Source organism: Ferrimonas sp. (assembly GCF_048263965.1).
Classification (GTDB): Bacteria; Pseudomonadota; Gammaproteobacteria; order Enterobacterales; family Shewanellaceae; genus Ferrimonas.
This window is the reverse complement of the sequence record NZ_JBLXDO010000012.1, coordinates 85,605-112,537: the sequence shown is the minus strand read 5'-3', so window position 1 is coordinate 112,537 and position 26,933 is coordinate 85,605. Positions and strand designations below refer to the sequence as shown.

General features: G+C 58.5%; 24 protein-coding genes. 18 read left to right on the top strand and 6 right to left on the bottom strand.

What is annotated here, in order from left to right:
* Positions 1–3: 3 nt before the first annotated feature.
* Positions 4–2,787, bottom strand: coding sequence for an insulinase family protein (locus ACN0RV_RS12290; protein WP_417347879.1), 2,784 nt, complete (start codon positions 2,785–2,787; stop codon positions 4–6).
* Positions 2,788–3,160: 373 nt separating this feature from the next.
* Here ACN0RV_RS12290 and sixA point away from each other — a divergent pair, with 373 nt between their 5' ends.
* Entirely contained in the window at positions 3,161–3,634 is a 474-nt protein-coding gene (gene sixA / locus ACN0RV_RS12285; protein ID WP_417347878.1) for a phosphohistidine phosphatase SixA, read from the top strand.
* Here the strand turns inward: sixA and smrB are convergent.
* Positions 3,608–4,138: an endonuclease SmrB gene (gene smrB, locus ACN0RV_RS12280; protein WP_417347877.1), complete on the bottom strand. Its 531-nt coding sequence runs from the start codon at positions 4,136–4,138 to the stop codon at positions 3,608–3,610. The genes sixA and smrB overlap by 27 nt on opposite strands.
* A gap of 207 nt (positions 4,139–4,345) precedes the next feature.
* Between smrB and prmB the strand changes: the two genes are divergently transcribed.
* The 7 genes from prmB to ACN0RV_RS12245 all read left to right on the top strand — a co-directional run bounded on the left by prmB (position 4,346) and on the right by ACN0RV_RS12245 (position 10,953).
* Positions 4,346–5,269: a 50S ribosomal protein L3 N(5)-glutamine methyltransferase gene (gene prmB / locus ACN0RV_RS12275; RefSeq protein WP_417347876.1), complete on the top strand. Its 924-nt coding sequence runs from the start codon at positions 4,346–4,348 to the stop codon at positions 5,267–5,269.
* A gap of 31 nt (positions 5,270–5,300) precedes the next feature.
* Positions 5,301–6,401 carry a chorismate synthase gene (aroC, locus tag ACN0RV_RS12270; RefSeq protein ID WP_417347875.1) on the top strand — a complete coding sequence of 367 codons (1,101 nt, stop codon included), beginning with the start codon at positions 5,301–5,303 and terminating at the stop codon, positions 6,399–6,401.
* Positions 6,398–7,603, top strand: coding sequence for an MFS transporter (locus ACN0RV_RS12265; protein ID WP_417347874.1), 1,206 nt, complete (start codon positions 6,398–6,400; stop codon positions 7,601–7,603). The genes aroC and ACN0RV_RS12265 overlap by 4 nt, the downstream gene beginning before the upstream one ends.
* A 6-nt stretch (positions 7,604–7,609) precedes the next feature.
* On the top strand, positions 7,610–8,776 hold the full coding sequence (locus ACN0RV_RS12260) for an MFS transporter (RefSeq protein ID WP_417347873.1): 1,167 nt from the start codon (positions 7,610–7,612) through the stop codon (positions 8,774–8,776).
* A gap of 1 nt (position 8,777) precedes the next feature.
* Entirely contained in the window at positions 8,778–9,305 is a 528-nt protein-coding gene (locus ACN0RV_RS12255; RefSeq protein ID WP_417347872.1) for an elongation factor P hydroxylase, read from the top strand.
* 253 nt (positions 9,306–9,558) lie between these two features.
* Positions 9,559–10,671: an ATP-NAD kinase family protein gene (locus tag ACN0RV_RS12250; RefSeq protein WP_417347871.1), complete on the top strand. Its 1,113-nt coding sequence runs from the start codon at positions 9,559–9,561 to the stop codon at positions 10,669–10,671.
* 9 nt (positions 10,672–10,680) lie between these two features.
* Positions 10,681–10,953 carry a YfcL family protein gene (locus ACN0RV_RS12245; RefSeq protein ID WP_417347870.1) on the top strand — a complete coding sequence of 91 codons (273 nt, stop codon included), beginning with the start codon at positions 10,681–10,683 and terminating at the stop codon, positions 10,951–10,953.
* A gap of 78 nt (positions 10,954–11,031) precedes the next feature.
* Here ACN0RV_RS12245 and mnmC read toward each other — a convergent pair whose 3' ends face one another.
* Positions 11,032–12,987: a bifunctional tRNA (5-methylaminomethyl-2-thiouridine)(34)-methyltransferase MnmD/FAD-dependent 5-carboxymethylaminomethyl-2-thiouridine(34) oxidoreductase MnmC gene (gene mnmC / locus ACN0RV_RS12240; RefSeq protein WP_417347869.1), complete on the bottom strand. Its 1,956-nt coding sequence runs from the start codon at positions 12,985–12,987 to the stop codon at positions 11,032–11,034.
* A gap of 125 nt (positions 12,988–13,112) precedes the next feature.
* Here mnmC and fabB point away from each other — a divergent pair, with 125 nt between their 5' ends.
* The 10 genes from fabB (at position 13,113) to purF (ending at position 24,717) form a co-directional block, all read left to right on the top strand.
* Positions 13,113–14,333 (top strand): beta-ketoacyl-ACP synthase I, encoded by a 1,221-nt coding sequence (gene fabB, locus ACN0RV_RS12235; protein WP_417347868.1) that lies wholly within the window; start codon positions 13,113–13,115, stop codon positions 14,331–14,333.
* 103 nt (positions 14,334–14,436) lie between these two features.
* Entirely contained in the window at positions 14,437–15,582 is a 1,146-nt protein-coding gene (locus ACN0RV_RS12230) for a 4-phosphoerythronate dehydrogenase (RefSeq protein WP_417347867.1), read from the top strand.
* A complete protein-coding gene (locus tag ACN0RV_RS12225; RefSeq protein ID WP_417347866.1) occupies positions 15,566–16,582 on the top strand; it encodes an aspartate-semialdehyde dehydrogenase in 1,017 nt (338 codons plus the stop codon). The genes ACN0RV_RS12230 and ACN0RV_RS12225 overlap by 17 nt, the downstream gene beginning before the upstream one ends.
* 129 nt (positions 16,583–16,711) lie before the next feature.
* Positions 16,712–18,541, top strand: coding sequence for a FimV/HubP family polar landmark protein (locus ACN0RV_RS12220; protein ID WP_417347865.1), 1,830 nt, complete (start codon positions 16,712–16,714; stop codon positions 18,539–18,541).
* 269 nt (positions 18,542–18,810) lie between these two features.
* Positions 18,811–19,602 carry a tRNA pseudouridine(38-40) synthase TruA gene (truA, locus tag ACN0RV_RS12215; protein ID WP_417347864.1) on the top strand — a complete coding sequence of 264 codons (792 nt, stop codon included), beginning with the start codon at positions 18,811–18,813 and terminating at the stop codon, positions 19,600–19,602.
* Positions 19,603–19,826: 224 nt separating this feature from the next.
* Complete coding sequence (accD, locus tag ACN0RV_RS12210; RefSeq protein ID WP_028109524.1) at positions 19,827–20,693, top strand: acetyl-CoA carboxylase, carboxyltransferase subunit beta; 867 nt, start codon at positions 19,827–19,829, stop codon at positions 20,691–20,693.
* On the top strand, positions 20,693–21,946 hold the full coding sequence (gene folC, locus ACN0RV_RS12205; protein ID WP_417347863.1) for a bifunctional tetrahydrofolate synthase/dihydrofolate synthase: 1,254 nt from the start codon (positions 20,693–20,695) through the stop codon (positions 21,944–21,946). Before accD ends, folC begins: the two co-directional genes overlap by 1 nt.
* Positions 21,947–21,949: 3 nt before the next feature.
* Entirely contained in the window at positions 21,950–22,525 is a 576-nt protein-coding gene (locus tag ACN0RV_RS12200) for an SPOR domain-containing protein (RefSeq protein WP_417347862.1), read from the top strand.
* Between the two features lie 134 nt (positions 22,526–22,659).
* Complete coding sequence (locus ACN0RV_RS12195; protein WP_417347886.1) at positions 22,660–23,148, top strand: CvpA family protein; 489 nt, start codon at positions 22,660–22,662, stop codon at positions 23,146–23,148.
* 54 nt (positions 23,149–23,202) lie between these two features.
* On the top strand, positions 23,203–24,717 hold the full coding sequence (gene purF / locus ACN0RV_RS12190; protein ID WP_417347861.1) for an amidophosphoribosyltransferase: 1,515 nt from the start codon (positions 23,203–23,205) through the stop codon (positions 24,715–24,717).
* A 71-nt stretch (positions 24,718–24,788) separates the two neighbouring features.
* On the opposite strand, the gene ACN0RV_RS12185 is transcribed toward purF, so the two are convergent.
* The 3 genes from ACN0RV_RS12185 to ACN0RV_RS12175 all read right to left on the bottom strand — a co-directional run bounded on the left by ACN0RV_RS12185 (position 24,789) and on the right by ACN0RV_RS12175 (position 26,825).
* Entirely contained in the window at positions 24,789–25,388 is a 600-nt protein-coding gene (locus ACN0RV_RS12185; RefSeq protein ID WP_417347860.1) for a Yip1 family protein, read from the bottom strand.
* A gap of 194 nt (positions 25,389–25,582) precedes the next feature.
* The gene (locus tag ACN0RV_RS12180) at positions 25,583–26,341 is read right to left on the bottom strand and encodes a UDP-2,3-diacylglucosamine diphosphatase (protein WP_417347859.1); all 759 of its coding nucleotides are present in this window, start codon (positions 26,339–26,341) and stop codon (positions 25,583–25,585) included.
* Positions 26,331–26,825, bottom strand: coding sequence for a peptidylprolyl isomerase (locus tag ACN0RV_RS12175; RefSeq protein WP_417347858.1), 495 nt, complete (start codon positions 26,823–26,825; stop codon positions 26,331–26,333). The genes ACN0RV_RS12180 and ACN0RV_RS12175 overlap by 11 nt, the downstream gene beginning before the upstream one ends.
* Between the last annotated feature and the right edge of the window lie 108 nt (positions 26,826–26,933).

The window sequence follows — 26,933 nt, the reverse complement described above, 5'->3', positions numbered from 1 at the left end:
TTGCTAGATAGAAAAGCGACCGGTTTCCGACTTAAATCGATTCAGATCTTCAATATTGCTTGAACCCTCAATCACAGACTGGCCCTGATGCTGATTCCCGCAGCTGAACAGGATCAGCCTGTCGGGCACTTTGGCTTTCATACGACTGACGATAAAACGAATCATGTCTGCCCGCTCCAGGGTATCGATCTCCTCGGCTATCCTTTGGCGCAGTCCGAAGTCGTTGTCGTGGTTTCCTATGCTGGTCCACAGCCGTTGTGCCCTGGCATTGATGTTGGCGTCCGGTTCGAGGATCTGACGTATCAGCCCCTGTTTGGTTGCCTGCCACTGGTCATGAGTAATCTGCATCAGGGCATAGCTGAAATCGGCGATAAACTGATCAATGGCTTCAATGAGCTGCAACGGGCTGGCCACAGGGCTCTGGATGTAGAACATCAGGCCTGGATAGTGATTGAGCGGCACATAGCTGGTGCCCACCATGTAACCCAGTTGTTGCTTGGTTCTGAGCTCGTGGAAGAAATTGGAGCTCATGGCATGATTCAGCAGGCTGAACATGGCCGCCTTTTCCGGAGTGTGCTGACGGGACTGGTAGTATACCAGGATGGCGCTGTCCTGATGCTCTGCCGGCAACTCCCGTAAGATGGTGCCTCGTTTCTCGATGCTCACCAGTTCGCGGATCACCTCTGGCCCCGGAGCACTGAACTTGATCAACTGATTGTGCAGATCTTCGGCCAGGGTATCTGCTTCGGAGCGCAGCCAGTCTCCGTAGACAAAAGCCTCGATGCTGATCTGGCGATAGATGTGGCTGATGTGCTCGTGAAGCTCTTCCAGGGTGGCGGTTTCCAGCCCCGCTGCCAGTCGCAATGGTTCGAAACTGCGGTGCTGAAGGGTGGCGGTCAGGCTGTTAAACAGCTTGGATATGGGACGGGCGTTTCGTACCGCGTGCCAGTTGCGCATCAGCCTTGCTTTGGTGTCGTTGAAACGCCTTGGCAGGAAGTTGGGCTTTCTGATCTGGGTTAACAGCAGGTTGAGCAGCTCCTGCTGTTTGCCGGTAAACCCTGTGAGGTGCAGGGTCAGTCCCCCTTGGTGGGGATAGATGTTGTAACTGAGCCCTGCAATCTCAGCGGCGTAGGTACGTTCGCTGAGATCATCGAGCAGCATGGCTATGTAGAGGCGTGTCAGCGCCGCGGCCCGGGTCGTTCGGTGCGCTTCATCGCTGTCCAGAGCGATAAACAAGTGCCCCTTGGGAACGTTGAATTCGCTGTCCTTGAAGTGCCACAACCTAAATCCCTGCTTTTCGAATACCACCTGGGGCACCGATGAGTCCGGCTCCTCATGACGAGCCTGAATCTCTTTAACGATATAGGGGTTTGGCCCGGGAAGGCTGAGCTCGTCGGACTCGGGAACCGCGGCCCAACTGGCGCGCCTCTCCTGGGTGATGGGGTGCACCGAATAGGGAGTGTTGTACCACTTGGCAAGTTGATCGGTCTCAAGCTCAGGTAACACCAATTGCAGCCTGAGCCTGCCGGGGTGCATCATGCCCAGGAGATCCCTGGCCAGCTGGATATCCAGCTGATCCATGCGGTAATCGCCATAGATGATGTCGTGCTCAGGGTAGTGGTGCAGATTGATGGCCAGGTGACTGGCGAGATCCATGGGCTTGCTGGCTTCCTGATAGCGGAAGGCCAGATCCAACAGGGTTTTTCGCTCGTCATAACGCCAGGGTTCAAGGCACTGCTCCTTGGCCATCTCTATGTACTGAAACATCAGTCCGAGAATGGTGTCCTGTTCGTTACTGCCCTTTTCGGTTAACTGGAAGCTGATGTTGAAGTCTTTGAAGTTATAACCGTTGATGCCTCCCCCGGCGGACAGGTTGGTGGCCAGCCCTCGGCGCTTCAGCAGGGAGAGCAGGCTGCCGCGCCCCTCATAACCCAGCATGTGGGCAAGAAAGGTGAGGGGCTTGAGGTGATACCATTGGTCTACGCCGGGCAATGGGAAGGTGGCGGTGAGACGCCTTTGGGCCTTAAGCGGTGTGACTTTGACTTCGATATTGAGCTGATCATCGGTGTAGAGCTCGATGTTCGGATATTGCTTGGTGATGTTGCGGTTTTCTATTTGGGAAAAGCGTTCACGGGCCCAGGTTTCCTGCAGGTCCAACGGGGCCAGACTGACCATAACCAGGGTCATGAGGTTGGCAGAGTAGTGGTGCTGATAGAACTCCAGCAACTCCTCCCGAACCGGTCTGCCACCTCTGTCTTCCAGGGTCTGCAGATTACCCACGGAAAACTTGGCAAAGGGGTGCTCTGGATTGACGGTCTGCTTGTGAACCTGGTAGAGGCGCCTTACATCATCCCTGAGTTTCATCTTGAACTCAGAGTCCACGGATTGACGCTCCTTGTCCGCCAGATGGGCGTCAAACAGGGGCGCGGTGAAAAACTGACTGAATCGGTCCAGCCCCTCTTCATAGCTGTCGTGGTTGATGTCAAAGAAGTAGCTGGTGAACTCTGGGCCGGTCCAGGCGTTGTGGCTGCCGCCATGCCTGCTGATGAAGCGCTGATAATCTCCCGGGGGGGGGTACTTTTCTGTTCCCAGGAACAGCATATGTTCGAGGAAGTGAGCCATCCCCTCCCGGTCTTCGGGATCATCAAAGTGGCCGACGTTGACTGCCATGGCGGCGGCGGATTTATTGGCAGCCGGGTCCTGAATAAGGAGGACTCTTAGGCCATTGTCTAGGGTAAGCTGAGCGTATTTCTTGTTATCGTTAGGGCTGACGATCAGTTCTGGCATTGATGTTGAGTCCTATGGGCCTACCGCAGTGCTTTAAGTATTGCGCCGGAGACAACAAGGGCAATGCGCATGCTGGTTCTATTAGTGATAAGCCTAGTTAAAGCTGACTGCGAACGTGGCATTTTTGTTAGCTTATACCCTTTACGGAGGGAAAACCAAAATGAATCACTTTGTAATTGGTCGGTTTTTGGGGTGAGTGGGCGCTTTTTGTCCAGGGTGAGAGTTAGAGTTAACAATAGTGCGGGCTTTCTATAGAATGCCCCTCTTGATCTGTCATAAGCATCGGGATTGAGATCGCCGGTCATAGTAGACAGAAGCCACGAATTCGCTGGGGCCAGCAGGCCTTTGGCGGCGAGCGATTTTTGGGGTATCTATGCAGCTATATCTGATGCGTCATGGCGAAGCGGGGTTTGATGCCTCGGTGGACAGTCAGAGAACCCTGACCGATCTCGGCCAGAGGGAGGTGATGCATATGGGGGCCAAATTGGCCCAGGAGCTGTCTCAGTGCGACCTGGTTCTGGTGAGTCCCTATGTCCGTGCCCAACAGAGCTGGATCTGCCTGCAGTCGGTCCTGCCGGAGGAGGTCCAGGTGGAAACCCTGGACGAATTGGTGCCCAATGCCGATCCCGCGCTCAGTCACGATGTCATTATGGCTTACGCTGACACCCATGGTGCTGAGCGGGTGTTGGCAGTGGCTCATATGCCGCTTCTGGCTTACCTGGTGCGGGAGTTTGTTCCGGGGATTGAGCCACCCTTGTTCGCCACCGCCGCGGTGGCATCGGTAACAAGTGACCCTGGCGCCGAACTGAAGTGGCTCAAGTCACCGACGATGCCAGTTCTCCTCTGACTGACCGATATCCACCAGAACCAGCAGTGACCCGTCTCCCCCCCACTCCAGGGGCGCCTGGTGATAGGCGATGACGTCCGGGTGCTGCGCCAACCAGGCGGGCACCTGCTGCTTGAGCACTCCCCCTCCGATTCCATGCATGATGCAGGCACAGTCGATATGCTGCTTTTTGCACTCCTCTATCAGGGCAATGAGCTCAAATCTGGCTTCCTGGGCACGGTAACCATGAAGATCCAGCATCAATTCCGGCGGGTAATCTCCCCTGCGCAGCTTCTTTAACTCGAAGGGGTCCGCGCCTTCGCGAACGAAACGGGTTGGGCCGCTGTCCGGCATGGCGGGCTGGTACTCGTCAGAGAAGAAGGTGTCTGCCATCTGGCGCTGCTGCTTCTCTTCGACCACAACCCGAGACTTGGCTGTTTTCCTATGGTGGTGCTTGTCCTGACTGAGGGGTTTGATCCCTTGCATCATTTCGGAAAACAGCTGGTCGTCTTTCTCCTGGCTCATAAAGTCTCCGCTCAGGCCTGCTAGGCGTGTTGGTCGTTGGTGTTGGTTGTTTAAGGGCGTTGAAAATCGTCCAGTGGCGTTCCGAATCAGAATAAGCGCCACGTCCCCTGATACCGGTCAACACCCCCTAGGGATAAAGGATGCAATCGTAATCCGTCATGGGGCGGGTTACAATGTGCCGGTTTCCTCAAGTTTAGGGTTTTCCTGGTGGATAAGATTTTTATCGACGAAGCAGTGACTGAACTGCAGACCATTGAAGATATGTTGCGCTGGTCCGTCAGCCGCTTCAACGACGCCGGCATCTATTATGGCCATGGCACCGACAACCCCTGGGACGAGGCGGTAGCCCTGGTGCTGCACTGTCTGCATCTGCCCCTGGAACTGGGCAATGAGGTGCGCCGTGCCCGACTCACCAGCAGTGAAAAGCACAAGATCGCCGAGATGGTGATCCGTCGCGTCCGGGATCGTACTCCCGTGCCCTACCTGACCAACAGCGCCTGGTTTGCCGGCCTGGAGTTCTTCTGCGACGAGCGGGTGCTGGTGCCACGTTCGCCCATTGCCGAGCTGATAGACAAGGGGTTCACTCCCTGGATGTACAACAAGCCGGTGCATCGTGTGCTGGATATGTGCACCGGCTCCGGCTGCATCGCCATCGCCTGTGCCTACGCATTTCCCGAGGCAGAGGTGGATGCTGTGGACATCAGCACCGACGCATTGGACGTGGCTCAAATCAACATTGAGCGTCATGGGATGCTGCACAGCGTATTCCCAATCCAGTCCGATTGCTTCGATGCCTTGCCAGGTCAGAAGTATGATCTTATTGTGTCCAATCCCCCTTATGTCGACGCCGATGATATGGCTGACTTGCCTGAGGAGTTCCATCACGAACCCGAATTGGGGCTGGCATCGGGTAACGATGGTCTGGATCTGACTCGCCGCATCCTGCGCGAAGCCGCGGATCATTTGAATGACAACGGTGTGCTGGTGGTGGAAGTGGGTAACTCCTGGGTCGCCCTGGCCGAGCAGTTGTCAGAGGTTCCCTTTACCTGGCTTGAGTTTGAAAACGGCGGCGACGGGGTGTTTGTGCTCACTCGAGAGCAGTTGGTGGAGCACCAAGAAAGCTTCAAGTAGTCATCATTAAATATGGGAGTGCCGCTGGGGAATGGCTGGTAATACGATAGGTAAACTTTTTACTGTGACCACCTGGGGTGAGAGTCACGGTCTTTCTCTGGGCGCCATCGTGGATGGCTGTCCCCCCGGCATTGAGTTGAGCGAGGCGGATCTGCAGCATGATCTGGACCGCCGTCGCCCAGGAAGCTCCCGTTATACTACGGCGCGGCGGGAGGCCGATGAGGTTTCCATCCAGTCCGGAGTGTTTGAGGGCAAGACGACGGGCACCCCCATCGGCTTGTTGATTCAGAACACGGATCAGCGCTCCAAGGATTATTCGGAGATCGCCAAGACTTTCCGCCCCGGCCATGCGGATTACACCTACCATCACAAGTATGGCATTCGCGATTACCGTGGCGGAGGCCGCAGCTCCGCCCGGGAGACCGCCATGCGTGTGGCGGCCGGTGCCATTGCCAAGAAATATCTGGCTCAGGTCCACGGTATCGAGATTCGTGGTTACCTGTCTCAACTGGGTCCCATCAAGGCGGAGCAGGTGGATCTGGCCCAGGTGGAGCAAAACGCCTTTTTCTTCCCCGATGTCTCCAAACTTGATGCTCTGGATCAGTTTATGCGGGACCTGAAGAAAAGCGGCGATTCCATCGGTGCCAAGGTGACCGTCGTGGCCAACGGTGTTCCCGTTGGACTGGGTGAGCCCATCTTCGATCGTCTGGATGCGGATCTGGCCCACAGCCTGATGAGCATCAATGCGGTGAAGGCGGTGGCCATGGGTGACGGCTTCGATGTGGTTGAGCAGCGCGGCAGTGAACATCGGGATGAGCTGACTCCACAAGGCTTTACTTCTAACCACGCCGGCGGTGTGTTGGGTGGGATCAGCAGCGGTCAGCCTGTGGTGGCTCACCTGGCGCTGAAACCGACCTCCTCCATCATGGTGCCGGGCAAGAGCATCGATCTCGAGGGCAACCCCACCGAAATGGTGACTCGTGGACGCCATGATCCCTGCGTGGGGATTCGTGCCGTGCCCATTGCCGAAGCGATGATGGCCATCACCCTGATGGATCATCTGCTGCGTCATCGTGCTCAGAACGCCGATGTGTCCGTATCCACCCCCACCCTGACCATGACAACCAAATGACCACTGGATTCTGGCAGCCACAGCGTCAGCTGTTGGCTGCCAACTACCTGTTTTACTTTGCCATTCAAGGGCTGACCGTCCCCTTCATGGGGATCTATCTGGACCTTCGCGGATTCCACGCACCGGAGATTGGCACCCTGATGGCGGTGCAGATGGCCACTGCCATGATCTCGCCCTATCTGTGGGCTTCTCTGGCGGACGCCACCGGTCGCAGGGCCCTGGTCGCCAAAGCCGGCCTGGCGTTGGCACTGTTAGGGTTCTCAGGGCTGTTTCTGGCCCAGGATTTCTGGTCCACCGCCGCCGCCCTGGTGGCCTTCAGTTTCAGCTGGAGCGGAATCCTGGCCCAGTTGGAGGTGCTGACCCTATCTTCGCTGAAACCTCGAACCGAGCTGTACAGCAAGGTACGCAGCTGGGGAAGTGTGGGTTACCTGGCGATGGTGATCGCCGCAGGTTGGGCCTTTGATCAGTGGGATGCCGGTCTTTTGCCCTGGATTGGGGTGGCCGTTCTGGGAGCCATGTTCTGGTTCACCCTGGCGCTGAGCAATGGCAATAGTGAAGCCGCTGAGGCGTCCCAAGGCAGTTGGCAGGGGGTTCACTGGCCCAAGGTGCTGCTCTATCTGCTGTTCGCTTTCAGTCTCAATGCCAGTCATGGCGCCTACTATGGCTTCTATGTGCTTTACCTGCAGACTCTGGGGATCGGTGAGTCTGTGGCCGGCCTGCTGGTTGCCTCCGGTGTTCTTGCCGAGGTGGCTCTGTTTGCCCTGATGCCCCGTTTGCTTCGGCGGGTCTCTCTGGACCGACTGATGATCGCCTGCGCCCTGCTGGCCCTGCTCAGGTGGTTCATGACCTCTCAGATGATGACGCCCCTGGGGCAGTTGCCGGCTCAACTTCTCCACGCCGCCAGTTTTGCTTTGGCCCACGCCTGTGCCATGCAGTTTATTCATCATGAGTTTCATCCGGGGATTCAGGGGCGGGTTCAGGCGCTCTACGGCAGCCTGGCGTTCAGTGGCGGAGGCGCCCTGGGCATCTACCTGAGTGGCCACCTTTGGGCGCAGCAGCCTGAGAGAGTCTGGCAACTGGCCATGGCTCTGGCTCTGGTCTCTTTGCTGGCGGCCGGTGTGTCACGCTCGTGCAGATACAACCTTCGGACGGCCGAGCCCGGCATCCCGGAACGTGCCTGTGCGGAGTCCGCAGCCAGTTAGAGAACCATGAACGAGAGCCGTTTCTGGCAGCCGCAACGACAGTTGCTGGCGGCAAACTACCTGTTCTACTTTGCCATGCAGGCACTGACCGTGCCCTTCATGGCGGTGTTTTTGAAACTGAGGGGGTTTTCGGCTCCGGAGATTGGCACCCTGATGGCGGCACAGATGGTCATGGCCATGGTGTCACCCTACCTGTGGGCGACACTGGCGGACCGTCCGGGCAGGCGAGCATTGGTGACCAAATTGGGCGTGGTGCTATCGCTGTTGGGGTTTGCCAGCCTGTTTCTGGCCCAGGGCTTCTGGTCGACCGCGGCAGCCCTGCTGCTGTTTGGCTTCAGTTGGAGCAGCATCTTGTCCCAACTCGAGGTACTGACGCTGACGGCGCTCAGTCCCAGAGTCGAGCGCTATAGCAGGGTTCGTACCTGGGGCAGCCTCGGTTTTCTGGTGATGGTTGCCCTGGCAGGGTGGTTGTTCGAGCGCTGGAGCGTCGCCCTGATGCCCTGGATAGGCAGTGGTCTGCTGGTGCTGATGTTGCTCTTCGCCCTGCCGCTGCGCAGTGGGGGCGATACCCATCAGGCACCAGCGGGGGGAAACTGGGGAGGGATCCATTGGCCCCGGGTTGCTCTGTTTATGCTGTTTGCCTTCTGCCTCAACGCCAGTCACGGTCCCTTCTACGGCTTCTATGTGCTCTACCTGCAAACTCTGGGGATCAACGAATCCCTGGCCGGAGTTCTGGTGGCCTCCGGAGTGGTGGCAGAGGTGGTACTGTTTGCCCTTACTCCCAGGTTGCTTCGACGGGTGCCTTTGGACTGGCTGATGATCGCCTGTGGTATGCTGGCCCTGCTGCGTTGGCTCCTTACCGCAGAGATGGACTCCCCCTGGGGACAGTTGCTGGCCAACCTGCTGCATGCTGCCAGCTTCTCTCTGGCCCATGTGTGTGCTATGCAGTTTATCCATCATGAGTTCAGAGCAGGCATTCAGGGTCGGGCCCAGGCGCTGTACCGCAGTTTGTCGTTCAGTGGCGGTGGGGCATTGGGCATCTACATCAGTGGCCATCTGTGGCAGAGCCACCCTGAGCAGATCTGGTGGCTGGCCATGGGGCTGGCGTTGACCTCTCTGCTGGCTGCCCTGGTCTCCAAGGCGCTGCACTACAACAACAGGATGATGCATTGAGGTGACACGCAAAGAGAACAGACGCCTGACCCGGTTGTTTAATCAGGGGCTGGGCAAAAGATACAACACCCTGCTTATCGATCAGGGCAGTGAACCTCTCTATCTGCCGGCGGACCCATACTGCCCCTGTCATCGGATCTATTTCGCCCACGGCTTTTATGCCAGTGCCCTTCATGAGTTGGCTCACTGGACTCTGGCCGGAAACGCTCGCCGCCAGTTGCTGGATTACGGCTATTGGTATCACCCTGATGGGCGCAGTGAGGCGCAGCAGCTGGCGTTTGAGAAGGTGGAAGTAAAGCCCCAGGCCATCGAGTGGGCATTTCATCTGGCTGCCGGGCGCCATTTCAATGTCAGTGTGGACAACCTGGGGGGCGCAGAGGTGGACCGTTCAGGATTTCAGTCGAGGGTGCAGCAGCAGGCCCTGATCTATCTGCAGCAGGGCTTTCCGGTGCGGGCCCAGGCACTGATTGATGACCTTGGCAACGAGTACGGCACCGCGCCCCTGACGCCGGGGCAGTTCAGTTTTTAAGGCTTGGTAATCTTTGCGGGTTGGAACTGAATTGAGCATGCCGGCCAGCAATCAAGGCATTCGATTGCAGCCATAGTGGTTCTACGTCAGAATCGAACAACGCAGAGTGGCGGTAGTCAGGCCAGCCCCGCCGGGCGCAGCGAGTTATCAGAGTTCATTGCTGTCTTGAGCAAACACCAAGCGCTTTGAACCCATAACCGTCAAATGTTAGGACAAAAACAATCAGTAAAGGTCAACAAACCTGAAGGCAAGGATGAACAGAAAATTCAGACTCGGGGTGATCATCAATCCGTTGGCGGGCCTGGGGGGCAGCGTTGCTCTCAAGGGCAGCGATGGCATGGCCGAGCAGGCACTGGCGCTGGGCGCCAAGCCAAAGGCGCACCTGAGAATGGCCACCGCCCTGGAGCAGATAGAGGCGCTCAGTGACACAGTGGAGCTCTTGACCGCCTCCGGTCCCATGGGCCAGACGCTGTTGGAGAGCCTGGGTTATCGCCCACAAGTGGTGCACAGATGCAGTGACATCACCCGGGATACAGACACCAAGCTGGCGGCTCAGGCCCTGATGGACAAAGGGGTCGACCTGATCCTCTTTTCCGGAGGCGACGGCACTGCCCGGGATATCTGTGCCCAGGTGCACGACCGTCAGCCTGTGCTGGGTGTGCCAGCCGGAGTGAAAATCCACTCCGGGGTCTATGGCATTACCCCCAAGGCCAGCGGTGAGGTGGTGGCCAAGATGATCCGCGGTGAGTTGCTCTCCACCGAGCTTGCGGAGGTGAGGGACATCGACGAGGAGGCGTTTCGCCAGGGCCAGGTCCGGGCCCGTCACTATGGTGAGATGCGTATTCCCCAGGCGCTGCATTATGTGCAGGCGGTTAAGATGGGGGGCGTTGAGGTGGAAGCCCTGGTGCTGGATGACATCAGTGCAGAGTTTCAGGAGCGGCTGGATGACCAGTGGCAGTACATCATGGGTTCAGGCTCGACCGTGGCCGCGGTGATGGAGCACCTGGGATTGGAGAACACCCTGCTCGGGGTAGATCTGATCGTTGAAGATCAGGTGCTGGGGCAGGATATGACAGCAGATCAGCTTATTAGCCAGGTCAAAGGCCGGCCCACCAAACTGGTGGTGACCCTGATTGGTGGGCAAGGGCACCTGTTTGGCCGGGGCAACCAACAGCTGAGCCCGCAGCTGATTCGCGCCGTAGGCCGGGAGAATATCCTGGTGCTGGCCACCAAAGCCAAGCTCGAAGCGCTTGAGGGAAGGCCGATGATCGCCGATACTGGCGACCCGGAGCTGGATGCCCAGCTGGCCGGTTGGTACCCCGTTATCACCGGTTATCACGATGAAGTGTTGTACCCATTAGCGTAGGAAGGGTGGATGTTAGACCAAATTGAACTGCTGGCGAACCAGTGGATGACCGAGATGGTGGAGCAGGGCAGTGATGACCAGGTGTTTGCCAGTGGCTACCTGCAGGGACACCTGGCACTGAGCCTGAGCACTCTGGAAGACAGCCAGCAGGGGCTGCTTGAGGTGCTGGCTCAGGACATGGGCACCCGTCTGGATGACGCCAGCAGCGAACTGGCCCCGGAAGATCTGGCGCTGGTGCGCAACGCCTGGCAGCAACTGCTGGAGCGACTGGCCCAGAACTAGGCACTGTCGTGTGCCGAAACCGAAGAGGCTCCCTTGGGAGCCTTTTCTGTTTCTATCTGAAAGTCGTTGAAGATAGGGCTATTGGGGAACCGGTGGGTGGCCCTTATTGATGCGTCTTTGCCAGAACCGTCCCGGCAGCAGACGCTGCAACTGCTGCTCGGACAGGGGCAGAGGTTCTCCGCAGATCTGCGACACCACGGATTCGGCCATCAGGGCACCGCTGCACAGGCCCCGGGACCCCAGGCCAGACACCAGATGCAGACCCGGCTGGTTTGGCAGAGACTTGTGACGCCAATGTGCAGGAGTGCTCTCTATCAGAGACCAATTTGGCAGGGGGCCCATCAGGGGGAAGTGGTCTCGTACCGAGCCGCGAATGGCGGCGCGGCCGCTGTCATCCAACTGCAGTTTTGGCAACCAGTTGCTGCCGCCGAAGCTGTTGCTCATGCGACCGACAATCTCCTCAACGTCCTCTTGGTGCCACTGAGTATCCCGGCTGTTCTTGACGAAGCTGGCCCCACTGGTCAGACGGCCGTCCAGGGCTGGCACCAGATACCCATCGGCACAGAGCACCGTCTTCAGCTTGGACAGGGTGTCATCTGCCACAGGGGCGCTGATCTGGCCTCTGACCGGTTGCAGGGGTAAAGGGGCCGTCTGGGACAGGTCTGCACTGGCGTGGCCCATGCAGATCACCAGATGCGGGTGGCGGGCGAGGGTGTCGCCAAAATCAAGCTGCCACTCCCCGGCTTCACGGCTTAGGCTGATCAACTGGTGATTCCAGTGGCAGTTCAGCAGCCCGGTCTCCTGGGCCTGGTTAATCAGGGCAGGGATCAGTTGCTCTGGGGCCAGCCATCCTCCGTAGGGGAAGTAAAGCCCCCCCCGGTCCAGAGGCAGATCGGCGATGTGACTGGCTGTCTGCTGATCCACCGGGTGCACCAGTTCGGTGGGAAAACCCGCGGCGCCGATGCGGTTGAGCTTCTCGGCATCCTTTTCATTCTGGCTCAGTTGCAGCACGCCGCACCAGTCATGGTCGATACTGTGGCCAGCCTCCACCAGTCGGTTCAGGCGCTGGCGGGCGAGCAGAAACCCTTGCTGGTAGATGGTGCTGAGGCCATCCTCTGCCAGGTTCATCAAGGGGTACAGGGCACCCTGCCGGTTGCCGGAGGCACCGTCGGCGGATTGGGCCCCCTGGCTGTAGAGGGTCACCTTGATGCCCCGCTGGACCAGGCTGAGTGCGGTGTGGGCGGCGGCCACGCCAGCGCCGATAATCGCCACCTCCTGTGGCGTGCGAGTCTCTGGCTTCTCTGTGGCGAAGTGGCCGGAGATCATCTCCCGTTTGATGCCATATCCCTGATCTTTGACTACGCTAAAACCCTGCTTCTCCAGGCCCCGGCGAACGTGTCCGGCGGCGGTGAAGGTGGCGTAGCTCGCCCCTTTGCGGCTGAGCCTGGCCATCTCCAGGTACAACTGCTCCTGCCACATCTTGGGGTTGCGACTGGGGGTGAATCCGTCGAGGAACCATACATCGACGATGCCCTGGGCGGGTGCGTGCATCTGTTCCAGACACTCATTGACGTCACCGAGCCACAGATCCACCACCACCTGACCCTGGTCAAACTCCATACGGTGGCAGCCCGGCAGCGGCATGGGGTAGGCGGCTTTAAGCTGGCGGCTCTGGTCGGCAAACTCCGGCCAGTAACGGTGGGCCCTGGCTAGATCCGCCCCAGTGACCGGATACTTCTCCATGGTGACAAAGTGCAGCCGTTTGCAGGGGGCGTCGGGGTGGCGTTGGCGGAACTGACGAAAGCTGTGCCACAGCACCATCAGGTTCAGGCCGGTGCCGAAACCGGTTTCAGCCACGACCAAAGTGTCATGGGGGTGCTCTGTAAATCGCTCCGGAAACCCGTTATGTTGCATAAATACATACCGGGTCTCGTCGATACCGTCGACGGTGGAGAAGTAAACATCATCGAATTCGATGGAGACCGGGGTGTCGGAGTCGCGCCAATCCAGTTTGGCGTGGCTGATGGAATTCACTGGGGTACTCACTGTTGCATTTTGAGACGCCATTCTAACCCCGAGGGGGGAAAGCCGACCAGTTCAGCTTGTAAAACAGGCTAAGATGACGGCGGTTTAAAGATCTTCATACACAGGATACAACGATGAAGCGAGTTGTAATTACCGGACTGGGCATCGTTTCCAGTATTGGCAACAACGCCGAGGAAGTGAAAGCTTCCCTTAAGGCTGGTAAGAGTGGCCTGAGCTACTCAGAACAATTTGAGGAACTGGGCCTGCGTAGCCGCGTGTGGGGCGATCTGAAGATCGACACCTCCGAGCACGTTGACCGCAAGACCCTGCGCTTTATGGGCGACGCTGCTGCCTACGCCTACATCGCCATGAAGGAAGCCATCGACGACGCTGGTCTCGAAGAGGATCAGGTGAGTAACCTGCGTACCGGCATCATCGCCGGCTGTGGTGGTGCCTCCTCCCTGAACCAGGTGCAGGCAGCCGACACGCTTCGCAGCAAGGGCGTTCGCCGCGTGGGCCCCTACCTGGTGCCTCGCATCATGTCTTCCACCGCTTCCGCCTGTCTGGCCACCCCCTTCAAGATCAAGGGTGTGAACTACTCCATCAGCTCCGCCTGTGCCACCAGTGCGCACTGCATCGGCAACGCGGTTGAGCAGATTCAGCTGGGCAAGCAGGACATCGTGTTTGCCGGTGGTTCCGAGGAGCTGCACTGGACCCTGGCCATGGGCTTCGACGGCATGGGCGCCCTGTCCACCAAGTACAATGAAGACCCCACCAAGGCGTCCCGTACCTATGATGCTGACCGTGATGGTTTTGTCATCTCCGGTGGCGGCGGCATGGTTGTGGTTGAAGAGCTGGAGCATGCTCTGGCCCGCGGTGCCAAGATTTATGGCGAAATCGTCGGCTACGGTGCCAACTCTGATGGCTATGACATGGTTGCTCCCAGTGGCGAAGGCGCCGTGCGCTGCATGAAGATGGCGCTGGAGCAGGCCGGTGACGATGTGTCCATCGATTACATCAACACCCATGGTACCTCCACGCCAGTGGGTGACACCAAAGAGCTGGGCGCCATTCAGGAAGTATTCGGTAGCAACAGCCCTGCCATCAGTGCCACCAAGGCGATGACCGGTCACGCCCTGGGCGCCGCAGGTGTTCACGAGGCGATCTACAGCTTGCTGATGATGGACAATGATTTCATTGCGCCTTCCATCAATATCGACAATCTGGATCCCGAAGCCGAGGGCCTGGACATCGTTACCGAGACCCGCGAGCAGCCTGTGAACACCTTCATGAGCAATAGCTTCGGCTTTGGCGGCACCAACGCCACCCTGATTGTTCGCAAGTACAAGGGTTAATCCCCGATAGCTGCCAAGCGCTTGAACGAAGCCGGGATACTGAATCCCGGCTTCGCTTTTGATACACTCCCCCTCCTGTATTCCCCACTCCCCTCCCTGACCGATGATTATCGTTGCAGATGAGAATATGCCGGCACTGGATGCCATGTTTGGCGACCATGCGGAGATCCGCGTTTATCCCGGGCGTGATATTGGCGCTGAACAGGTGCGCGATGCCGATATCCTGCTGGTACGAAGTGTGACCCAGGTGGATGAGAGTCTTATCTCAGCCGCGTCCAGGTTACAATTTGTCGGTACCGCCACCATAGGCTTTGACCATATCGATACCCAGGCCCTGGAGGCACGGGGGATCCCCTGGAGTAATGCGCCGGGTTGTAATGCCCAGTCGGTCGGTGAGTATGTGCTCACTGCGCTGCTCACCCTGGCTGAGAGGCTGGGCGTCAGCCTGAGCGGTCGCACCCTTGGGGTCATTGGCGCCGGCAATACCGGCAGCGCCACTGCAGAGCGGGCCAAGGCGCTGGGCATGACAGTGCTGCTCAATGATCCCCCTTTGCAGCGCCAGGGGGATCCGCGCAGTTTTGTCGACTTGGACACTCTGCTGGCACGGTCGGACATCATCTGTTGCCATGTGCCGCTGAATCGGGATGGCGAAGATTGCACCTATCATCTTCTTGATGGGCATCGGCTGGCGATGCTCAAGCCCGACGCCTGGCTGGTGAACGCCTGCCGGGGAGAGGTGGTGGACAATGAAGCGCTGGTTGTCCACAAGCGCGCCTGTCCCGATTGCCGGCTGATTTTGGACGTGTGGGAGGGAGAGCCTAATCCCCTGGCGGAATTGGTGGCTTTGGCCGACATCGCCACCCCCCACATTGCCGGATACAGCGTTGAGGCAAAACTCAGGGGGAACTGGTTGTTGCTGAACACATTGGCGCAGACCCTGGGAATCAGCAAGGTTCCGCCGCTGAGCACCTATGTGCCGCCATCCAGTATCAGCTCGGTAGGTTTGGCTGATCTGGGCAGCCAGGGCGACATGGCCAGGCTGGCTCGGTTGGTGTACGACATCGATGCACAGGACCGGCGCTTTCGCGCTTGGTTCAGTCAGCCTGGCGGATTTGACCGACAGCGCAAGGCGCACCTCGAGCGCCGGGAATTTATGTCACTGACCATAGAGGGACCTGCACAGCAGGCCGGCCTCTGGTCACAACTCGGATTTAACACAAGAGAGAACCCTCATGGCACAGGCCTTTAATGTTGCGATTCTGGGCGCCACCGGCGCCGTTGGTGAAACCCTGATTCAGATCCTGGAGGAGCGGAATTTTCCAGTAGGACAGCTGTTTCCTCTGGCCAGCACCAACAGTGCCGGCAAGAGCGTCAGCTTCAAGGGCGAAGAGCTGACCGTCGAGGACGTGGAGAAGTTTGACTGGAGCCAGGTTGAGTTGGCGTTCTTCTCCGCCGGCGGAGAGGTGTCTGCGCGCTGGGCTGAGGTGGCGGCCGATGAGGGCTGTGTGGTGATCGATAACACCTCCCACTTCCGCAATGATCCGGAAGTGCCTCTGGTGGTGCCGGAGATCAATCCCCACGCCCTGGAGGAGTTCCGTAACCGCAACATCATTGCCAACCCCAACTGCTCCACCATCCAGATGCTGGTGGCGCTGAACCCGATCCATCAGCAGTACGGCATTGAGCGCATCAATGTGACCACCTACCAGTCGGTCTCCGGTGCCGGGCGCCGTGCCATCGAGGAGCTGGCCAAGCAGTGTGCCCAACTGCTCAACGGCCTGCCGGCGAAGAGTGAGGTATTTGACAACCAGATCGCCTTCAACTGCCTGCCCAAGATCGATGCCTTCATGGACAATGGCTACACCAAGGAGGAGATGAAGATGCTGTGGGAGACCCAGAAGATCCTCGGTGATGCCTCGGTGATGGTCAATGCCACCGCCGTACGGGTGCCGGTATTCCATGGTCATGGCGAAGCGATTCACCTGGAGACCCGTCAACCCACCTCGGTGGAGGAGGTGAAAGCGCTGTTGAATCAGGCCCCGGGTGTGACCCTGATGGAGGAGGACATCGATTACCCCACCCAGGTAGGCAACGCCACGGGTCAGGACGAGGTGTTTGTTGGCCGGGTTCGTCAGGATCTCAGTCACCCCTGTGGCCTGAACCTCTGGGTGGTGGCGGACAACATCCGCAAAGGCGCTGCCTTGAATGCGGTGCAGATTGCCGAAGTTCTGGTGCGCGACTACCTCTAGGTTGACGAATTGTGAAGCCCGCGCCCGGCGCGGCTTCACAACAACTGTCGTCCTGGAATCAGATAAGATATAGTGTTGAAATCGCTGTAATTAGATTCAGATAAAATTCGAGATATGCGGGCCTGCAAAATGACTGGAAAGCAAAGGGTATTGGCTGCTCTTCTGGGGGGCGCTCTGAGCTGCTCTCTCTCACTGGGTGTTGTCGCAGAAGGGGTATCTCTCGCCGGGCCCAAGGGCGAGGTGAAGCAGGTCACCATTGGCCCAACCAGCCCCAAGGACACCCTGTGGCGTCTGGCGAATGCCCACAAGCCTGAAGGTGCCACGGTCTACCAGACCATGGTGGCGCTCTATGAGGCCAACCCTCAGGCGTTCAATGCCAACAACCTCAACTCCCTCGAAAAGGGGATGATGCTGACGCTGCCCGACAGCCAGACCATCCTGGCCATCGACCCGGTGGAGGCCAAGCGCAAAGCCACCCAGGACGACCGTCAGTGGAGCACTAAGCCCGCCAAGCTTGCGCCCAAGGCGGAGTCAAAGCCCAAGGTTCAACCCGAGCCCCAACCTGCCTCCAAGCCTGCCAGCCAGTTCACTCCCGCAAGCAACACCGGCCCGGATGAGGTCAGTGCCAAGCTGGATGAGCTGAGTGGTCAGCTGGATGAGCAGAGACGCCAGTCTGCCGAGCAGATTGCTCAGCTGCGTCGCGACCTGGGCATGTCCATCGATGAGATGGGCGCCATGCTGGAGCAGAACGAACTGCTCAAGGCTCGCCTGGAGGAACTCAATGGTCAGATTCAGGTGTTGCAGGATGCCCTGGACGATCAGCAGGCTGTGAACCGTGAATTGGAGCAGCAACTGCGCACGCCCATCGCAACCGAACCCACAGGTGAAGTGTTTGAGCCGGTGGAGGAGATGGAGGAGAGCGGCATCTGGCAGCAGTTGTGGAGCAAGCCCTGGTTGGTGGGCATTGCCGGTGTGGTGCCCACCATCTTTGTGCTGGCCCTGATATGGCTGTTCCTGCGTCGTCGCTCCCCGGAGCCCGACGCCAGCATTGCCCAGATCTCCGATCCAAACCTGGCTCCTGTTCCTGAACCTGTTGCCACCGCGGCGCAGCCCCAGGTTGCCGATGGCACCGAAGGGATGGATCTGGAGAGTGCTATCCAGCTGGATCCCCAGGTACAGGAGGAGGATGAGCCTGTTCAGTCCCTGGAAGAGCTGCTGCAGGAACATCAGAGCATGGAGGAGCAGCCGGAGGTCAGCCTGACCGACAGTGCGCCTCAGGCTGCCGAGGCACAGGGGGACGATGAACTGCTGGCCAACATGGCGATGAGTGAGCTGGAGCCGGACATCGATACCGTGATGGAGGAGCTTGGGGTCGCACTGGATGACACCAATGACATGGTCGAGCTCAGCCACGAGGCTCCAGAGGTGGAGCCCAGCCTGGGCGAGGATGAGATTGATGCCCTGCTCAAGGGGGCCGCCGAGGAGGCTGCACCTCAGAGCCAGCCGCAATCTCAGCCCGAGCCGCCTGAGGCGCAGCCTGAGCCTCTGATGCCGGAACCCGAGGCGCCCCTCGGTGGCCTGGATCTGACCGCCGGTGAGCCCTCCCTTTCCATGGGGGCCGCTCAGCCTGAGCCCTCTCAGAGTGAAGCTGCTCAGGAGGAGGGGTTCATCGACATCGACAAGCTGCTGGATGAGTCAGGCACCACAGAGCCTAACTTCGAGCCCTACAACGGCCTGGACCTGGACATCGGAGATTCCGACCTGTCCGATCTGGTGGGTGACGCCAGTGGCGTGGATGTAGACGATGAGGACGGCGGCTTCAGCGCCAAGCTGGATCTGGCCAGAGCCTATATTGAGATCGACGATAAGGACAGTGCCAAGGCCCTGCTGAAAGAGGTGGTGGAGAAGGGCGCCGAGCCGCAGAAGCTGGAAGCCCAGAGTCTGTTGGACAAAATGTAATCCGGTATTCAATGAAAACGGCGGCCCTGGGTCGCCGTTTTTTATGCTTGATCAACGGCTTTGCGTCACAAAACCGGCCAGGGGCGAGGTATGAGCAATTGCTCTACACAGATGTCGGCTGTGGCGTCGTCAGATTTCAGAACTGCGGCTGTTGCGTCGCTGTGAATCACGTACAATGGCCCGCCTTGGTTGGGCCCAACAGCGGGATCCAAACGGGCTGGAGTCTGGTATAATGCGCCCCTTTTTGAGTAAAGCAGGTTGAACCATTTATGAGAGTGGCACTGGGTATTGAGTATGACGGCAGTCACTACTATGGCTGGCAGCGCCAGCGAGAGGTGATTGGCGTTCAGCAGCGGTTAGAGGAAGCGATCTCCGTTGTTGCCAATCACCCTGTGGAGGTCAGCTGTGCCGGGCGCACCGATGCCGGCGTGCATGGCACCGGACAGGTGGTGCACTTTGATACCGATGCGGTTCGTCCGGAGCGTGCCTGGACCCTGGGACTGAACGCCAACCTGCCCGGTGACATTGCCGTGCGCTGGGCCAAGCCGGTCAGTGACGAGTTCCACGCGCGATTCTCCGCCACTGCCCGCCGCTACCGCTACATCATCTACAACCACAGGTACCGTCCGGCGATCCTGGGGCGTGGGGTGAGCCACTATTATCATGACCTGGATGAGACGCTGATGCACCAGGCGGGACAGCTGCTGCTGGGCGAGAATGACTTCAGTGCGTTCAGGGCGGTGCAGTGCCAATCCAAGTCACCCTGGCGCAATGTTCACCACCTGAGTGTCAGCCGGCGGAACCATTTCGTCATTATGGATATCAAAGCCAATGCCTTTGTTCACCATATGGTGCGCAACATCATCGGTTCGCTGATGGAAGTGGGCAAAGGGGAGCAGCCGGTGGAGTGGATCGCCGAGTTGTTGGCGGGCAAGGATCGTGCCCTGGCTGCAGCCACCGCCAAGGCGGAGGGGTTGTATCTGGTTGAGGTGGACTACCCGGAGGAGTTTGGCCTGCCTAGGACTGAACCCGGCCCTCTCTTCCTTCCCGACCCGTTGTAGGAAGATCGGCTAATAAACCCTGAAGATTGCCGCAATATCCCCGAGAATTATCGGGTTAGACCAGTTTTCGGTATCGCCAGTGTGACCTTTGTGGTTTAATTTAGCCAGTTTGCGCCCAAGCGCCAGAAACAGAATTCGAAAACAGGCTATTATTATCGACTTAATAGCCTGATTGAAGCAGATAACAGCCTAATCAGGCCATTCAGAAAACAGGACTAGCGACGATGAGTTGGTTAGAGAAAATCCTGCCTAAAAGTAAAACAGTCGCGGCCCGTCGCCACTCCGTACCAGAAGGTGTATGGAGCAAATGTGAGCAGTGTGACCAGATCCTCTACCGCGCCGAATTGGAGCGCAACCTGGAGGTGTGTCCCAAGTGCGATCACCACATGCGTATCGGAGCCCGTGCTCGGCTGGAAAAGTTTTTCGACGAGGGCACCCTGAGAGAGATCGGTGCCGATCTCGAGCCGCAGGACATCCTGAAGTTCCGCGACTCCAAGAAGTACAAAGACCGTATCGTCCAGGGCGAGCGTGCCAGCGGTGAGAAGGACGCCCTGGTGGCGGCAGAGGGCAAACTGAAGGGGATGCACGTTGTTGCCTGCTCCTTCGAGTTTTCCTTTATGGGCGGCTCCATGGCTTCTGTGGTCGGTGCTCGCTTTGTGCGCGCCGTTGAGGTGTGCCTGGATAAGAACCTGCCCCTGGTGTGTTTCTCTGCCAGTGGTGGTGCCCGCATGCAGGAGGCTCTGTTCTCCCTGATGCAGATGGCCAAGACCTCTGCGGCCCTGGCCAAGATGAGCGAGCGTGGCTTGCCCTACATCTCGGTGCTGACCGATCCCACCATGGGTGGTGTGTCCGCATCTTTGGCGATGCTGGGTGACATCAACGTGGGCGAACCCAAGGCATTGATTGGCTTTGCCGGTCCCCGGGTGATCGAGCAGACTGTTCGCGAGCAGCTGCCTGAAGGGTTCCAGCGCAGTGAGTTTTTGCTGGAGAAGGGCGCCATCGACATGATCGTCGATCGTCGCGAGATGCGTGACACCCTGGCTCGAGTGATTGGGAAGTTTACCCAGGCTCCACCCCAAGAGACTGAGTAATGCCCGGCTCTACCCGATTTGAAAGCCAGTCCCTTGTGGACTGGCTTAATCATATCTTGTCGGTGCATCCTGCCGACATCGACATGGGCCTCAGTCGCCTGGCTAAGGTCGCCGCCCTGATGGGGCTGGATAGCCTGCCGCACTCCACCGTTGTCACCGTTGCCGGCACCAATGGCAAGGGCTCCACCTGCGCCATGATGGAATCGATCCTCCTTGAGGGGGGAGCGACCACCGGGGTGTTCAGCTCTCCCCATTTGCACCGATACAATGAGCGTGTCCGCATCAATGGCCAGGAACTGGACGATCAGGCGCACCTGGATGCCTTTGCCGCCATTGAGCTGGCCCGGGGCGATATTCAGCTGACTTTCTTCGAGTTTTCTGCCCTTGGCGCCCTCTACCTCTTTGCCAGGCACCGCCCACAAGTGGTGCTGCTGGAGGTTGGCCTGGGCGGGCGGCTGGATGCCACCAACCTCATCGATGCGGACATGGCGGTGATCACCTCCATCGACCTGGATCACCAGGAATACCTGGGGGATACCCGGGAGTCGGTGGGCCGGGAGAAGGCGGGCATCTTCCGCCCTGGTGTGCCTGCCATCATCGGCGAGCCGGATCTGCCATGCTCTGTGATTGAGGTTGCCGCTGAAATTGGTGCACCACTGATCCGAACCGGCACCGACTTTCATGGCGAGTTTCACCGGGACAACTGGCAGTTCAAGGGGGCCGTTCGTCAGGTTGACGGGCTGCCCATCCCCTCTCTCCCTGCCGTCAATGCGGTGACCGCCTTGGCTGCCCTGGAGCAATTGAAGCCTGAGCTGTCCGATACCAACCTTAGGGACGGATTGGCCCGGGCGTCTCTGCCTGGTCGCATGCAGCTTCTCAGCCAGGCCCCTCGGGTCTACGCCGACGTGGCTCATAACCCCCATGCGGCCCGTCTCCTGGCCCAGCGCCTGGCGCAGCTCAAGGGAGAGGGTAGGGTGCTGGCGGTGTGTGCCATGTTGGACGACAAGGAGATTGAAGAGTCTCTTGAGCCGCTGTTGCCTGTGGTCGACAGCTGGTTTCCTGCGCCTCTTGAGGTGCCCAGAGGCGCCGATGGCTGGCGTATTGCCAAGGCCGTCGGTGCCAGGGGGGTTGCGTCTTCGGTAGAGAGTGCCGTGAATCGTGCCTGTGAACAGGCCTCGGATTTGGATCTGGTCATTGTGTTTGGCTCCTTTTACACTGTGGCCCAGGCTCAGAGTCTGTTTGAGGGAGAGTAACTGTTGTCGGATCAGCTGAAAAACCGCATTGTAGGCACCTTGGTATTGACCGCCCTGGCGGTGATTTTTCTGCCCAACCTGCTGGACGGCGAAAAGCGCCGGCTGGAGGAGAACTTTGCGACCATCCCACTGGGACCGGTGGCTCTGCCTCAGGGCGTGCCGGAGCAGGCGTTCGAGGAGATTACCCTGCAGTCTGGGGGCGGCCAGTCTGAGCCGGCTTCTGAGTCTGTGGTTTCCACACCCAAGGCCGAGACCGCTAAGAAAGCTGAGCCTGTCCAGACCGCCTCGGCCAAAAGCGAGCCCAAGCCTGCGGCCAAGAGCAGCAAGTTGAAATCGAGCTGGACATTACAGGTGGGCAGCTTCAGAAATGCCAAGAATGTGGCCAAGTTGGTGAATGAGCTCCGGGAGAAGGGGTTTAGGGCCTACAGCGTTCCGTCACGGCCGGTAGAAGGTAAGATCAATCGGGTGTTTGTGGGCCCGGATGTCTCCAGGTCCAAGTTGGAGAAGGAGCAGTTGCGCCTGGCCAAGGCCACGGATCTTAAAGGAGCGCTGGTGCCCTATAAGGCCACAGATATATAGTCATAATCGAAGTAAAAGCCCGCATCATGCGGGCTTTTTAGTGGATTCCCCAGGGGGGCGATTTTTGGTGAGAAACCCTGCACCCTCTGTTAGAATTGCCGCGCAAGAAACACTAGGAGGCGATGCTCGCTGTGATGGTATGGATAGACTACGCCATTTTGGGCGTAGTGGGCCTGTCGGTCCTGATTAGTCTGGTTCGTGGTTTCGCCAGAGAGGCGATGTCACTGGTGGTGTGGTTGCTTGCTTTTCTGATCTCAAGCCGTTTCTATGAAGATCTGGCGGTCTACCTGACCCAGATTGATGATCCCATGTTGCGCAATGGCGCAGCCATTGCCGTGCTCTTTGTGGCGACCCTGATCCTTGGCGGTCTGCTGAACTATCTGGTGGGCCAGATGGTGGATCGCACCGGCCTTACGGGAACCGATCGTCTGCTTGGCGTGGTATTCGGTGCCGCCCGTGGCGCCCTGGTGGTGGCCGCAGCCCTGTTTTTCCTCGACAGTTTTACTCCGGCGGCCTCCTCGGACTGGTGGCAGGACTCCCTGCTGATCCCCGAGTTCAAGGTCGTCATCCAATGGTTCTTCCAATATTTGGAGCAAAGCTCCAGCTTTTTACCAAAAATATAAAAATAGAATGACCCTACAAACTATGAACTTCTTACCAACTAAGGACCAAACATAATGTGTGGTATCGTCGGAATTGTCGCTCATTCCTCCGTTAACCAAACCATTTATGATGCGTTGACTGTGTTGCAGCACCGGGGCCAGGATGCCGCCGGTATTGTGACAGTGGATGGCGAAGCCTTCCGTCTGCGCAAAGCAAATGGCCTGGTGAAGGATGTGTTCCAGAGCAAGCACATGTTGCGGTTACAAGGGAATGTGGGGATAGGCCACGTACGCTATCCCACCGCAGGCTCTTCCAGCTCCTCGGAAGCCCAACCCTTCTACGTCAACTCTCCCTTCGGAATCACCCTCGCCCACAACGGCAACCTCACCAACGCCCACCAGCTCAGCGAACAGATGGCTCAGATGCGCCGCCACATCAACACCAATTCAGACTCTGAGTTGCTGTTGAATGTGCTGGCCCATGAGATCCAGCAACAGCCTGGTTATGTGCTGACCCCCGAGCAGGTGTTTGAGGCGGTCACCAAGCTGCACGCCACGGTACGCGGCGCCTACGCCTGTGTGGCGCTCATTGTCGGCCAGGGACTGGTGGCGTTCCGTGACCCCAACGGCATTCGTCCCCTGGTGCTGGGCAAACGCAGCGCCGACAAGGGCCACGAGTACATGGTGGCGTCGGAGAGTGTGGCCCTGGATGCGGTGGGTTTTGAGTACATCCGTGACGTGGCTCCCGGAGAGGCGGTGTACGTGGATTGCCAAGGTCAACTGTTCACCAAGCAGTGCGCCGAAGCCCCCCAGCTGAACCCCTGCATCTTCGAGTTTGTCTACTTTGCTCGCCCCGACTCCACCATTGACGGCATCTCTGTCTACGCCAGTCGGGTGAACATGGGACGCAAGCTGGGCGCCAAGATTGCCCGGGAATGGGAAGATCACGACATCGATGTGGTGATCCCCATCCCTGAAACCTCCTGCGACATCGCCCTGCAGATTGCCAACGAGCTGGATCTTCCCTACCGCCAGGGCTTTGTGAAGAACCGCTACGTAGGCCGGACCTTTATCATGCCGGGTCAGGAGGAGCGCAAGAAGTCGGTGCGCCGCAAGCTCAACGCCATCGGTCAGGAGTTCAAGGGTAAGAACGTCCTGCTGGTGGATGACTCCGTGGTCAGGGGTACCACCTCTGAACAGATCATCGAGATGGCCCGTGAGTCCGGAGCTCGCAAGGTGTACTTTGCCTCAGCCGCCCCAGAGATCCGCTTCCCCAATGTCTACGGCATCGATATGCCCAGTTCTCAGGAGCTGATCGCCCATGGTCGGGATGTGGAGGAGGTGTGCAAGATCATTGGTGCCGATGGCCTGATCTACCAGGATCTGCCGGACCTGGTGGCTGCCGTGAGTGAAGAGAACCCGACGGTGAGCCGCTTTGATACGTCTGTGTTTAATGGTCAGTATGTGACTCAGGATGTGGACCAGGCCTACCTGGACCGACTGAATGAGGATCGCAGCGATGATGCCAAGACCAAGCGCGACTCAGAGCAGAGCAGCAACCTGGAGATTCACAACGTCTGCCACCCCTAAAGTGATGACGTGATCTCTGTGGTACAAAAAACGCGCCTGCTGGCGCGTTTTTCATTCCTGCGACGGAACGGTCAACTGATGTAGGAGGGGCCGAAACCCACATTCCACAGGATCACCGAGGAGGCAAGGATGGCCACCAGCAGCACCAGGCCGCAAGTCACCAGAGAGCTGGCGTAGATGAACCCGCGCTCTTCAGGAATGTTCATGATGATGGGCACCCCGGAATAGAGCAGATAGACCGAATAGGCGATGCCTGCCAGGCCCACGACCATCACAAACCACAGTTCGGGGTAGAGGGTGGCAAAGCCGACCATGAACAGCGGTGTGGCGGTATAGGCGGAGAGCTCAACCGCCTGGGTAAAGCTGGGTTTGGCGCCGAAGGTTTTGGCCATCCAGTGAGCCAGGTAGGCCAGAAGGAATACGCCGGCGATCAACGCTGCGTACATGGCGATGGCCATCTTGGCGGCACTGGCCTGGGTCAACTTGATGGGATCCCCTGCGCCGATGCTCCAGCCGATGTAACTGCTGGCAAAAAAGCCGCAGATGGCCGGGATCAGTGCGATGACAAAGATGTGGGTCAGGCTGGCGCCCATCCCTTCGTGGGTTTGCTCGATGCTCTGCCATTCCTGGCGTGGATGGGCATAAAGTCCCCATAAATGATTGAGTATCATAGTTATTATCCCCTGCTTGAACCTCAAACAATGATGGTCGTCGAAACATCAGACGATACAACTACTTCCTGAATAGTTATTAGGGATTGCCGAGCACGAGTCAAGGAGAAGTTTGAATAAGATCACGCTTTTATCCGGCCCAAGGTCGAGCCGGACGGAGGAGGGTTGGGGATAACTTTCTATATTACAGTCGGTTAAGCTTTAGGTAGGGCTTGGCTGGAGAGTTTGCACTCCTCCGGGGTCACCAGAAGCACACTGTCCTGTTGATACCAGTCTCCCACCACCACTCGTTGGCGGTTGTCGGGCAACGGGTGAATCGCGGGTCTGTGGGTGTGGCCATGGATCATCCGCTGGGCTTGGGTCTGGTCGAGCAGGTGGCCGACGGCAGAGGGGGTGACGTCCATGATGGTCATGTCCTTGTCTGCATTGGCCGCCTTGCTGCGTGCACGGGCACGGCGAGCCAGGGCGCGGCGCATGCGCAGGGGCAGGGAGAGCATCAACAGCCGGAACCAGGGGCGATTCCTGAGGCGGCGAAACTTCTGATACTCCAGATCGGCGGTGCAGAGGCTGTCACCATGGAGGATCACCGTGGGAACTCCGTAGAGTGTCAGAGTCTCCACTTCGGGAAGCAGGCTGATGCCAGCGCGCTTGGCGAAGTCCGGTCCCACCAGAAAATCGCGGTTGCCATGAATGTAGAAGATGGGGGCATGGGCGCTGGCCTGATGAAGCAGGGCAGCAATTTCGCTGTTGAAGGGGGTCAGGTCATCATCCCCTATCCAGGCCTCGAACAGGTCACCCAGGATATAGAGGGCGTCGGCACCGGGGAGTTCGGTGTCCAGGAAGCGGGCGAAGGCCCGGGTGATGTCGGGACGCTCAGCGCTCAGGTGCAGATCGCCGATAAACAGGGTGCGAGGGCCGCCAACGGCGACCCTCTGAAGGTTATCAGTCTTCAAGCTTGGCGCTCTCGATAACCACAGACTCCAGGGGAACGTCCTGGTGCATGCCGTGGTTGCCGGTTTTCACCGCCTTGATCTTCTCAACCACATCCATGCCTTCAACCACCTGGCCGAATACGCAGTAACCCCAACCCTGCATGGACTCGTTCTTGAAGTCCAGGAAGGTGTTGTCGTTCACATTGATGAAGAACTGGGCGGTGGCGGAGTGTGGATCCGGGGTGCGGGCCATGGCGATGGTGCCCACCTTGTTGGAGATACCGTTGTTGGCTTCATTCTCGACGCCCGCACCGGTTGGCTTCTGCTGCATGTCTGCGGTGAAACCACCACCTTGAACCATGAAGCCGTCGATAACGCGGTGGAAGATGGTGTTGTCGTAGAAACCCTGCTTCACGTAGTTCAGGAAGTTTTCAACGGTTTTAGGAGCCTTGTCGGCAAAGAGTTCCAGCTTGATATCGCCGAAGTTGGTGGTCAGTGTCACCATAATAGGGACCTCATTATGAATGGTTTACAAATTTTACCTTAAGCAAAAGGTGTGAGAAAAGGGGTAGTTCTCTCATGGCCAAAAAGCCCGTTTTCAGCAGGTGAAGTC